A 12,601-nucleotide genomic window follows, 5' to 3' on the forward strand; every position below is an offset into this window, starting at 1 on the left:
TATGGCTAAAGATTTATTATTAGAAATTGGTACAGAAGAAGTTCCTGCTCATTTTATGCCAGGAATTTTAGCTCAATTAAAAGAAAAAGCAGACGCAAAATTTAAAGAAATGCGTCTTGAATTTGAAGATATAACAACACTTGGCACACCTAGAAGAACTGCTTTACTCGTTAAAAATTTAGCAGAAAAACAAACTGGTGCTTCAAGCGAATACAAAGGCCCTTCTGTTGCTATTGCATTTGATGCTGATGGCAATCCAACAAAAGCAGCTATGGGCTTTGCTCGTGGCAAAAAAATAGATGTTAAAGACTTAGTTGTAAAAGACGGCTATGTTTATGCAGTAAGCAAAGAAGAAGGCAAAGACACTGCACAGCTTTTACCAGAATTATTAAAAAATCTTATCGAAAACCTCACATTCCCTAAAAATATGCGTTGGGGGGATTTAGATTTCCGTTTTGTTCGTCCACTTCGCTGGATTGTAGCACTTTTCGATACTGATGTTATGGAATTTACTGTTGCAAATGTAAAATCTGGCAGAGTATCCCGTGGTCATCGTTTCTTAAGTGATGGCGATTTCACTATCGCTAAAGCAAGCGATTACGTTGCAGATTGCGAAAAAGCTTCTATTATCGTTGACCAGAACAGACGCCGCGATATGATTAAAGAACAGATTGAAAAACTCGCAGCTCAGCACAATGGTCATGCTGAAATCACAGAAGATTTATTAGAAGAAGTAACTTATCTCGTTGAATATCCTACAGCACTTTGCGGTAGCTTTGAAGACAAATACCTTAAATTACCAAAAGAAGCTGTAATCACTCCAATGCGCGACCATCAGCGTTATTTCCCTGTACTCGATGACAACAATAACTTATTGCCATTGTTCATAACTGTAAGAAATGGCGGCGATTATTGCCTCAAAACAGTACAGCATGGTAATGAACGTGTACTTCGTGCTAGACTTGCTGATGCGCAATTCTTCTTTGATGAAGATAGAAAACATAAATTAGAAGATTATGTAGAAAAATTGAAAACTGTAGTATTCCAAGAAGGTTTGGGAACTATTTACGATAAAGCAAATCGCTTGGAAGAACTCGCTGCTTTCATCGGTGAAAAAACAGGCGCAAATGATGTTGATATCGCTGTAGCTAAACGCGCTGCAAAACTTGCTAAAGCTGACCTTGTAACAGCTATGGTATGCGAATTCACAGAACTTCAAGGTATTATGGGACGTGAATATGCACTCTTAGATGGTGAAAATCCAGCAGTAGCAACAGCAATTTATGAACATTATATGCCACGTTTTGCAGGTGATGTTGAACCATCAACAACAGCAGGCAGACTCGTTTCTCTCGCAGATAAAATGGATAATATCGTGGCTACATTCAGCCGCGGACTCGTGCCTACAGGCTCTCAAGACCCATTTGCATTACGCCGTCAAGCTCTCGGTATCGTTTATACAATGATTGAAGCTGATTATAAAATTCCTTTATATGAAGTTGCAGACAAAGCTATGGATTTACTCAATATCACAGATGAAGCTAAACGCGCTGAAATCCAGAAAAACTTGGAAGACTTCTTCATGCTCCGCTTGAAAAATATCCTCAGCGAAAATAACATTCGCTATGATATCATTGATGCAGTTTTAAGACATGTAGGCAGCATTGCTGATGCTTATGCTAAAGCTTGCGCAACAGCAGAAGAAATCAGCTCTGGCAAACTCAACGATGCAATTCAAGCTTTTGTTCGTGTAAACAATATCAGCAAAAAAGCAGAAAACACTACAATAAATCCAGCATTATTCATACTCGATGAAGAAAAAGCTTTATATGAAACATACGGTACAGTTGAAAGCAAAGTACATGATGCTATCGTTAAAGTGGATTATGTAAAAGCTATTGAAGAAATGCAGGCACTCACTGCACCAATCAACAATTTCTTCGATAATGTAATGGTTATGGATAAAGATGAACAGATTAAAAACAATCGTCTTGCTCTCTTGAAAAATATCGATAACCTCGTTAAAACAATCGCTGACTTCAGCAAAATTGTATTGTAATAATAAAGCAAAAAGCCCTTTAGCAGAGAAAATCTGTTAAAGGGTTTTTTGTACTATAAATTTAAATATAAGGATAATATAAAAAACACATATTTAGAAATTTTTGTAGTAATATAATATGTGTAATATAATTTTATATAAAGAGAAGGAAATAAAGGGGAAGAATATGGAAGTATACCAAATAAGAATGAAAGTGTATTTATTGGAGGATATTCCAGTAAATAGCGTGCAGACAAGAATTACGGATTTTATCGATAGAGCTTTTTTAAAAAAGCGTGAGTTATCTGTTTTGCATGAAGTAAATACGTATAAAAATTATTGCTACGATTTATTATATCCTGTAGAAGCGGATAAGATTTATAAAAAAGGCAATATCTACACTTTGACTATTCGTACGATAGATAAAAATATGGCGGATTTTTTTCAACAAATTTGTGTAAATACATATACAAGATATATAAAAGGTTTAAATGTGGATTTTAGAATTCTGCCAAAGAAAATAATTGAATTCATCTATACTTTAACACCGCTCATTGTAAAAGATGAAAGAGGATATTGGCGAAGTGTGATGAGTGAAGAAGAATTTGCAAGGCGCATACGCATAAATCTAGCCAATAAATGGAATTCGTTCAATAATGATAATATAGATGAAAATTTTCAATTATATACAACAATGGAGTTTTTGAATAAAGTTCCTATTTCGATAGAATATAAAAATGTAAAATTATTAGGTGATAAAATTCGTCTAAGCGTTGCGGATAATGAAATAGCGCAAAAGATGGCATATATGTCATTAGGCACAGGCTTAGGAGAAATGAACTCCCGCGGAGCAGGTTTTGTAAATTATCGCTGGTTATAAAAATAAATAATGAAAATAAAAAAGCAGCATGAATTTCATGCTGTTTTTTTATGCCTTTTTTAGTTATTTGCAAAAATTGTTAGGGTTTATCTTTTAGTGTTGAAGCGTTGTATCAACTTCAAATATAGTATTCGTACAAGAATTGTTATGGTTTATCTGGTTGCCCATAAATTTGGAAAAAGACATGACCATGGTATTCGTACAAGAATTGTTATGGTTTATCTTGTATTTGGTTCTACATTTGTTTTTGGATCTACGTATTCGTACAAGAATTGTTATGGTTTATCATGGAAATAACCCAAGATTTTCCCAAGTCATGCAAAGTATTCGTACAAGAATTGTTATGGTTTATCATTGATTAACAAAATAAGTGCTAATAAGTTTTTTAAGTATTCGTACAAGAATTGTTATGGTTTATCAGATAATTTTAAAAAGTTTTTAACAGAACTAAATACGTATTCGTACAAGAATTGTTATGGTTTATCATGTTGCATTTAACATCTCCCGTTTTTATTTGGCGGGTATTCGTACAAGAATTGTTATGGTTTATCTAGCTACCCTGAAGATTATAAATCATCTCATTTACAGTATTCGTACAAATTTTGTTATGGTTTATCTTATATTCAGGAAAAATATGTGTTATATACAGTTTAGTATTCGTACAAATTTTGTTATGGTTTATCTTATCAAAAAAATCAAAAAACTGGGGGGTTAATTGTATTCGTACAAATTTTGTTATGGTTTATCATAGAAAAGGATACCAGGTTTATTCGCAAATGGAAACGTATTCGTACAAATTTTGTTATGGTTTATCCTTGTAAAATCAAGGTTTGTATATTTAGTATAGCTTAAATTTATTTATTTGACAAGGTTTTGCTGATTTTTACCAAGTGATGAAGATTTTTTCTGTTTTTATAAAAAAGCGTGATAAAAGCTTATAAATAAAGGGTTTTAAAATATTTACAATTTTTTGGGCTGGTAAATATAAAAGACTGAATGTAATCATTCAGCCTTTTGGGGATTTATTTATTAAGATATTTTTCTCTTAATGCTAATTTATGTTTCATAGCGGCGATAAAATCTTTCGCTCTTTGAATGTCATTTTCATCGGGGTGTTTTGCTGCACTTTCCCAGCGTTTTTTATTGCGTTCTGTAGCTGCATGAGGGTCATTTTTATCAGTATTATTTTGACGGCGAGCTAATAGCGCAGGATTTATCTTGCCTTGGCTGGAAAATGTTCCTAGTATAGTACAATCTTCGCCTAATTTATAAGCAGCACGGGCAAATGCTGTTACAGCGTGTTCACTGCCAGGTTCTGTGCCATGAGTCTGAAATAACATGACTGTTTTATGCTTGATTGTAGTCAAAAATTCTTGAACAGTTTTATCAGGTGCACCACGAGTCAACCAATAACCCACAGCGATATAATCATAATCATCGAGATTTATTTTATCTATTTCTTTGATAGAAAAAATATCCGCTTCACCATTAGTAAATGTAGTATACATAGCTTCAGCGATTTGTTTTGTGTTGCCAGTTAGGCTGGAATAAACGATTAACCATTTATGCAAAAATATTCCTTCTTTCTAATTCTTTTAGAGCAGATTATACTATATCATTTAATGCAATGAATAAATTATATCTTATTTTTAATTTAATTTCCGTTGTTTTTACAACAAAAACCCCTGCTATATAAAATAACAGGGGTTTTATATTTATATATTAATCTTCCATTTTGCGGATTGGATTAAATGTGAAATCATCACCGCTTACATCAATATCTACAGTATCGCCATCTTTGACATTGCCTTTGATGATTTCCTTACTGAGTTCAGTTTCAACAGTATGGGAAAGCAATCTACGAAGTGGACGAGCACCGAAGTTAGGGTCAAAGCCTTCATTTGCCAATTTATCAAGAGCTTCATCAGACCAAGAAAGTGAAATGTTGATTTGACGTTGTAAGCGTTTGTTGAGGTTATTGAGCATGATAGAAGCGATTTGTTTAACTTGTTGTTTATCGAGAGCTTTGAATACGATTATATCATCGACACGGTTTAAGAATTCTGGACGGAAATAATCTTTCAAGATGTCTTTTACAAGTTTTTGAGCTGTAGCAAAATCGCTCTGATTTAAAATTTCATGGCTACCGAGGTTAGAAGTCATGATGATAACTGTATTTTTGAAGTTTACGACACGGCCTTTACCATCAGTAAGACGACCATCATCGAGAATTTGCAACAATACGTTAAATACATCACGATGTGCTTTTTCGATTTCATCAAGCAAGATTACACTGTATGGACGACGACGAACGGCTTCAGTAAGCTGACCGCCTTCATCATATCCAACGTATCCTGGAGGCGCACCGATTAAACGAGCAACGGAGTGTTTTTCCATATATTCGCTCATATCAATACGAATCATGCTACGTTCATCATCAAACAAGCTTTCAGCAAGTGTTTTAGCAAGTTCTGTTTTGCCGACACCAGTTGGGCCAAGGAAGATGAATGAACCGATTGGACGGTTAGGGTCTTTAATACCAGCACGAGCACGGATAATTGCTTCACTTACTGCTTTTACTGCTTCATCTTGTCCGACTACACGTTCATGTAATACATCTTCGAGATGAACGAGTTTATCGCGTTCGCCTTGGAGCATTTTAGTAACAGGAATACCAGTCCAACGGCTGACAACTTGAGCGATATCTTCTTCGGAAACTTCTTCTTTTAATAAGCGATTGCCTTCATCATCTTGAACGGCTTTTTCCATTTCAGAGAGTTCTTTTTGCAATTGTGGAATTTTGCCGTATTTGATTTCAGAAGCTTTAGCATAATCGCCGTTGCGCTGAGCTTTTTCCATTTCTGTATTAGCTGAATCCATTTCTTTCTTGATGGCACGAACACGAACGATACCTTGTTTTTCTTTGTTCCATTTATCCATCAAAGTATTTTCTTCAACTTGTAATTTATTTTTTTCTTCAATTAATTTATCTAATTTTTCTTTAGATGCTGCATCTGTTTCCTTGTTCAAAGCTTCTTCTTCAATTTGAAGTTGCATGATTTTACGACGTAATTTTTCAATTGGTTCTGGCATGGATTCGATTTCTGTACGCAATTTAGCGGCTGCTTCATCGACAAGGTCGATTGCTTTATCTGGTAAGAAACGGTCAGAAATATATCTATCGGATAAAACGGCAGCGGATACGAGTGCATTATCACGAATTCTTACACCATGATGAACTTCATAACGTTCTTTCAAGCCACGTAAAATGGAGATAGTATCTTCTACAGTAGGCTGGTCAACCATTACAGGTTGGAAACGACGTTCAAGAGCAGTATCTTTTTCGATATATTTACGATATTCATTTAAAGTTGTTGCACCAATGCAGCGCAATTCGCCACGAGCAAGCATTGGTTTTAAGAGGTTGCCTGCGTCCATAGCACCTTCAGCAGCGCCAGCACCGACAACTGTATGGATTTCATCGATGAATAATAAAATTTGTCCATCGGATTTAGCGATTTCATTGAGTACGGATTTCAATCTTTCTTCAAATTCACCACGGTATTTAGCACCAGCGATTAATGAGCCCATATCGAGGGAATAGAGAGTTTTATTTTTAAGAGATTCAGGTACATCACCAGCGACAATACGACGAGCAAGACCTTCGACAATGGCTGTTTTGCCGACACCAGGTTCACCGATTAATACTGGGTTGTTTTTAGTACGACGTGAAAGAATTTCGACTGTACGACGAATTTCTTCATCACGACCGATAACTGGGTCGAGTTTGCCAACTCTTGCCATAGCAGTTAAATCACGGCCGTATTTTTCCAATGATTTATAACCACTTTCAGGGTTATCACTGTTTACATTTTGTTTACGTTCTGATTTAATAACAGACATGATTTTATTTTGATGTAAATTGAATTCACGGCAAAGTGATTGCATTTCATCATCACTATCGCTGACGATAGCTAAGAGTAAATGTTCTGTGCTGATATATTCATCTTTCATATCTTCGGCGAGTTTTGCAGCACGACCGAGAACACGTACCATTTCAGTACTCATGCCAAGACGACTTTGACCTTTAACGCTCGGAATTTTTTTGAGCATTTGTTCAAGTTTTGCCTTAAGCATTGGCAAATCGACTCTACATTCACTGAAAATAGTAGCAAGTAAACCTTCCGGTTCTTTTATGAGAGCAGCTAAAACATGAGCTGACGTTATTTCTTGATGATAGCGAAGCGCAGCTTCCTGCTGAGCAGATTGCATAGCTTCAAGAACTTTTTGTGTATATTTTTCTTCACCCATGAAGAATTCCTCCAATCATGATGATTATATTCTAATAAAATTATGGTCAGAAGTAATAGTAAACTCTTTGTTTTTGTTTACTAAACTCATTATAAAGTCAAAAGGTCAAATTGTCAATAAAAATTTTTGACTTTTTGACATTTTATTTTTATTTATATAGTGGAATTAAAAAAGTTATATTAAATGTAATAAAATATATTGTAATGAGTATCTTAAATGGGATATGAGAAATTATTTATGATATTAAAACAAAAGGAGTAAATATCAATGATATCTGATGAAATGATGACGAATGATACATTAAAACCATATTTTATGAAAAATAAAAAGTGGTATTATTTCGATGAAGAAAATTTTTGTTATAAATTAACGGATAGAGCACCTAGAAAAGCTATTGAAAGTTATAGGAAATTTTATGATGATGAACTGATAAAAATTAATGGTGAATGGCATATTATACAGAAATGATAAAATAAAAAAATTTTAGCTCCTATTATATTAATTAAAATATAAAAATAAAATCGCAAATTTTGTATTGATTTGAGTGTATAAGAACATATATTATAGTAAAATAAATTCTTTCGTGTGCTTGCAGACACAATTTTTCTTGATATTGGTAACCAAGTATAATAAAATTGAACTAAGATACTGCTACATTGTAGCAGTGTTTATTAGATATAAAAAATTTTATATATTAAAAAGGTGGTTGTTTATCATGTTAAAAATACAAGAGATGTATCTAATGATAAAACAAGGCTTTTCTTCATTTTTAATTACACCAGATACAGATTACAATAGCTATATATCAAAAGATATTTCTAAAAAAGCATGGCAAATTACAGGAAATAGATTAAAAGAAGCAATGGTTAAAATTGGTGGTAAATATTAATGGCTAAGAAAAATATTCCAAATAGTAATCATACACAAGTAGAACTTCAACAAAAAAATACTGAACTTCATGCTGGAATTTATCAAGGACCATTACCTTTACCGTCTATTATGGAAGGTTATAAAAACATTGATCCTAGCTTTCCTGAACGCATAATGAAAGAGTTTGAAAAGAATTCGGAACATTATCGAAAAGGAGAGGAACAAGCTCAAAAGTATGCAATAGAGCGTGATATTCGCGGACAATGGATGGCTTTTATTTTAACTTTATGCTTGATGGCAATAATATTTTTTGCACTTTATCTAGGAAATATGACTTTTGCAGGAGTTGGTGGTCTTGTTTTTATAGTTTGGATAATTCGAACATTTAATGTAAGGGTTGGGAAACCTACTACTAATTCAAAAAATCAACGAAATAAATAAATTAAGCACTCACTTATTTAGTGAGTGTTTTTTATTTCTGGTATGTTGTTATTTTGAATTTGATAAATTCTCAGTGTTTGTTATGTATAAAAATGTTTTATAGAAGATATCTAGTGCAATTTAGATAAATTTATAAATAGATTTTTTATTTATATTGCACTAGATGATTTTTTTGGATAGGAATTATCTTTTCTTTAAATTTTTAGCACCGCACATAGGACATTCCGATGATTTAAATATAAAGTAATATATAGCGTAGATGATGAGCCATGAACCGCCCGTTATGAATGATAGTAAAATCAGTGGAAACCAAGATACTTTTTTGGTTGGCTCGACCATTTGCTGGCAATTTGGGCAATACTTCATAAAAATCACTCCTTGACAATATATTTTTTTGTGTTTTGTTGTCAATTTTCAATTATAGTTTAAGTCAAATTGCTTCAGAAGTAAATTAAAAAAATAGTTATATTAAGTGGAATATACAGCTTTTTTATGTTTATGCAGATAAAATTTTTAAAGGGTATTTGTGCAACATAAATACAATTTTAAAAAACATTGTTTATTGATTTTAAATAGTATAAATATTATAATGTATATAAATTTGGAAAACGTTTGCAACACAGTAGAGATTTTGTAAAACTCTTAGAATTTGCAAATTTGTTATATTAATGGGGAGGTAAAATAATGATTTTATTTAATGAACAGGCAAAAACTTTTCATTTAAAAACGGCAAAAACAAGCTATGTTATGAAAGTTTTGGATAGTGGCCATTTGATACATGTTTACTGGGGAAAATCATTGCATACAAATAATCTTGATTATGCTGTTCGCCGTCGTGATTTCTTCAGCTTCGTAGCAAATACAGATAATATTCAAGAATTTCATTTGGAAGCTTTAGCACAAGAATATCCTGGTTATGGTTCTACAGATTTACGTAGTCCTGCTATTGAATTAGTATATGGCGACGGAACAAGTGCAACTGATTTTAGATATTTGAGTCATAAAATTACAGCAGGTAAACCAAAACTTGAAGGTCTCCCAGCAACATATGTTGAAAGCGAAGATGAAGCTCAGACTTTAGAAATTACTTTACTTGATAAAGTAAAAAATGTAGAAGTTGTTCTTTCTTACAGTGTATTCGATAAATTCGATGCTATCGCTCGCAGTGTAAAAGTTGTTAATAAGAGCGATGATACTGTAAAAATACAGCGTGTTTTAAGTGCTAACGTTGATTTCAAAGATGGCAATTTTGAAATGATACAGCTTTCTGGTTCTTGGGCAAGAGAACGTCATATCATTCGTACACCACTTAGATCTGGTGGTCAATGTGTAGAAAGTCGCAGAGGTGCTAGTAGCCATGCTCAAAATCCATTTATGGCACTTGTTCGCCCAGAAACTACAGAAAATACAGGCGATGCTTATGCTGTAAGTCTTATTTATAGCGGTAACTTCTTAGCTAATACAGAAGTTGATATGTATAACAATAGCAGATTGCAAATTGGTATCAATCCATTTGATTTCACATGGCAATTAAAAGCTGGTGAAAGCTTCCAAGCTCCAGAAGCTGTACTCGTATATTCTGGTGAAGGTTTAACAGGCATGAGCCATATTTATCAGAATTTCTACGGCAAACGTTTAATGCGTGGTTATTGGCGTGATAAAGTACGTCCAGTTCTCATTAATAACTGGGAAGCAACATATTTTGATTTTGATGAAGTTAAAATCAAAGCAATTGCTAAACAGGCAAGTGAATTCGGTATTGAATTGTTCGTACTTGATGATGGCTGGTTTGGTGAAAGAAATAATGATGACCGTTCACTCGGTGATTGGGTTGTCAATGAAAATAAAATTCATGGTGGCTTGAAAAAACTCGTTGATGAAGTAAATGCTATGGGACTTAAATTCGGCTTATGGTTTGAACCAGAAATGGTTTGTCCTATCAGTAAATTATATGAAGCACATCCTGATTGGTGCTTGCATATCGAAGGCCGTACTCGTTCCACTGCTCGCCGTCAACTGATTTTAGACCTTTCCCGCAAAGAAGTTTGTGATTATGTAATTGAATCTGTTTCAAGTGTATTATCCAGTGCAAATATCGAATATGTAAAATGGGATATGAACCGCAATATGACAGAAATCGGTTCTGCTACACTTCCACCAGAAAATCAGCGTGAAGTAGCTCATCGTTATATGCTCGGTTTATATCGCATCATGGATGAAATCACTTCAAGATTCCCTAAAATTTTATTTGAAAGCTGCTCTGGTGGTGGCGGTCGTTTTGACCCAGGTATCTTATACTACATGCCACAGACTTGGACAAGTGATGATACTGATGCTATGGAACGTCTTGCTATCCAGTATGGTACTTCTATGGTTTATCCATCAGTATCCATGGGTTGCCATGTTTCCGCAGTACCAAACCATCAAGTACATCGTATAACACCATTTGCTACTCGTGGTATTTGTGCAATGAGTGGTAACTTTGGTTATGAACTCGATTTAACAAAACTCACTGAAATTGAAAAAATGCAGGCAAAATCTCAAGTTGCTTTCTATAAAGAAGTTAGAGAACTTATTCAGTTTGGCGATTTCTATCGTTTACAGAGCCCATTTGGCAGCAATACATGTGCTTGGAGCTTTGTTGCTAAAGATAAATCTGAAGCAATTGTAAGCTTCTTCCGCAAAATGGCTGAACCAAACTGCGCTTTTGCAACAGTTTATGCTACTGGCTTAGACGCAGACGCAAAATACAAAGATATGCGCACCGGCGAAGTTTATGGCGGTGATGAATTAATGCAAGTTGGTATTAATGTACCATATGCAATTACATCTGCTCCAAAAGCAACAGACGATGCTAAAGATATGTATGCAGGTATGATTACTGATGCAATCCAAGGCGATTACGGCGCATTCATTTGGCACTTTAAAAAAGTTGATTAATCATTAATCCATAAAAAAGAACCTTTGATAATTATCAGAGGTTCTTTTTTTGTATTTATTAGTTTTAAAGGAAAAAGGGGTTATCTATTTAATCAATGGTAATGAGTTCATATTTATCATTACCCATTTTTAAATCGCGCATAGCTGTGAGTTGATGTAAGCCATGGCGACTTTCAATGCGTTCTACTAAATCTGCATTATTTGGTGAAGCGTAGACAAGGTCAATAGAAGCTTGGTCAATCGCTAAAAGGTCTGTAGAAGCTAAGATGCCAATATCTGGAATTGTTGGTTCAGCAGCAGCTGTTCCGGCACAGTCACAATCAACTGACATACGGCGCATTACATTTAAAAATACGATATGTTTGCCGAAATAATCAATGGTAGCTTTGGCAGATTCAGCCATATTTTCCATCAATGTTTCTTTGCCTGGCCATACGCCCCAATCAGCTGGCTGATTATCAATAGGAACACCGTGTACCATGCTTTTACCTATGCGACCATCAGCGCAACCAATGGCGATATTTTTCATAGAGCCACCGTATCCACCCATGGCATGACCTTTAAAATGAGTTAAAACGACCATTGAATCATAATTTACAATGTTTTTACCCATAGAAACTTCTTTAAAATGTTTGCCACCACGAACAGGCAGCATAACGGTGCCATTTTCATCCATGATATCTACAGGGCAAAATGTCCATCCGTTTACTTTAAGTGTTTCGCGATGACCTTCTGTAGTATATCTATCTCCTTTGTAAAGAGTATTTGTTTCTACTATATTGCTGTTTGGAATGTGTTGCCAAAAGGCTTTTGCCATATTACGAGGAATGATATTTGGGCCATTTTTTTCGCCTGTATGTAACTTGATGGCAACTTTACCATAAATTCCTTCATTGATTAAATCATATAATTTGATTAAATGGTCTGCGTCAATATTTTTTGTAAAATATACTTTTGCTTTAGAGCCAACAGTATTGGCAGAAGTTACTTGGGTACTACCTATGACAGGAGCTTGTGCCGAAGCTTTAGGAATAGTACCTGTAATACTATAAGCTGCTGCACCTAATACAGCACTGCCGGCAACCTTAAAAAAATCACGTCTAGAAACACTTGTCATAATA

At 34.3% G+C, this 12,601-nt stretch carries 9 protein-coding genes and 1 CRISPR repeat array; of the genes, 6 read left to right on the forward strand and 3 right to left on the reverse strand.

Annotated features, from left to right (window positions below; genetic code table 11):
- Window position 1: 1 nt before the first annotated feature.
- Together glyS and cas6 are read left to right on the forward strand one after the other, a co-directional pair.
- Window positions 2-2,059 carry a glycine--tRNA ligase subunit beta gene (gene glyS / locus CKV65_RS03125; RefSeq protein WP_027889679.1) on the forward strand — a complete coding sequence of 686 codons (2,058 nt, stop codon included), beginning with the start codon at window positions 2-4 and terminating at the stop codon, window positions 2,057-2,059.
- Between the two features lie 166 nt (window positions 2,060-2,225).
- Window positions 2,226-2,918: a CRISPR-associated endoribonuclease Cas6 gene (gene cas6, locus CKV65_RS03130; protein ID WP_027889680.1), complete on the forward strand. Its 693-nt coding sequence runs from the start codon at window positions 2,226-2,228 to the stop codon at window positions 2,916-2,918.
- A gap of 127 nt (window positions 2,919-3,045) precedes the next feature.
- Window positions 3,046-3,732: direct repeats of the CRISPR family, unit length 30 nt; unit sequence GTATTCGTACAAGAATTGTTATGGTTTATC.
- Window positions 3,733-3,940: 208 nt separating this feature from the next.
- Here the strand turns inward: cas6 and CKV65_RS03135 are convergent.
- On the reverse strand, window positions 3,941-4,489 hold the full coding sequence (locus CKV65_RS03135; RefSeq protein WP_027889681.1) for a flavodoxin family protein: 549 nt from the start codon (window positions 4,487-4,489) through the stop codon (window positions 3,941-3,943).
- A 151-nt stretch (window positions 4,490-4,640) separates the two neighbouring features.
- Entirely contained in the window at window positions 4,641-7,229 is a 2,589-nt protein-coding gene (gene clpB, locus CKV65_RS03140) for an ATP-dependent chaperone ClpB (RefSeq protein WP_027889682.1), read from the reverse strand.
- Between the two features lie 267 nt (window positions 7,230-7,496).
- On the opposite strand from clpB, the gene CKV65_RS03145 reads away from it, so the two are divergent.
- The 4 genes from CKV65_RS03145 to CKV65_RS03155 all read left to right on the forward strand — a co-directional run bounded on the left by CKV65_RS03145 (window position 7,497) and on the right by CKV65_RS03155 (window position 11,480).
- Entirely contained in the window at window positions 7,497-7,697 is a 201-nt protein-coding gene (locus tag CKV65_RS03145; RefSeq protein WP_027889683.1) for a hypothetical protein, read from the forward strand.
- Window positions 7,698-7,944: 247 nt separating this feature from the next.
- On the forward strand, window positions 7,945-8,118 hold the full coding sequence (locus CKV65_RS10765; protein WP_155909547.1) for a hypothetical protein: 174 nt from the start codon (window positions 7,945-7,947) through the stop codon (window positions 8,116-8,118).
- On the forward strand, window positions 8,118-8,540 hold the full coding sequence (locus CKV65_RS03150; protein ID WP_051177582.1) for a DUF2335 domain-containing protein: 423 nt from the start codon (window positions 8,118-8,120) through the stop codon (window positions 8,538-8,540). Before CKV65_RS10765 ends, CKV65_RS03150 begins: the two co-directional genes overlap by 1 nt.
- A gap of 684 nt (window positions 8,541-9,224) precedes the next feature.
- Window positions 9,225-11,480 (forward strand): alpha-galactosidase, encoded by a 2,256-nt coding sequence (locus CKV65_RS03155; RefSeq protein ID WP_027889684.1) that lies wholly within the window; start codon window positions 9,225-9,227, stop codon window positions 11,478-11,480.
- Window positions 11,481-11,568: 88 nt separating this feature from the next.
- On the opposite strand, the gene CKV65_RS03160 is transcribed toward CKV65_RS03155, so the two are convergent.
- Window positions 11,569-12,597: a DUF362 domain-containing protein gene (locus CKV65_RS03160; protein ID WP_027889685.1), complete on the reverse strand. Its 1,029-nt coding sequence runs from the start codon at window positions 12,595-12,597 to the stop codon at window positions 11,569-11,571.
- Window positions 12,598-12,601 lie beyond the last annotated feature (4 nt).

Source organism: Megamonas hypermegale (genome assembly GCF_900187035.1).
Lineage (GTDB): Bacteria > Bacillota > Negativicutes > Selenomonadales > Selenomonadaceae > Megamonas > Megamonas hypermegale.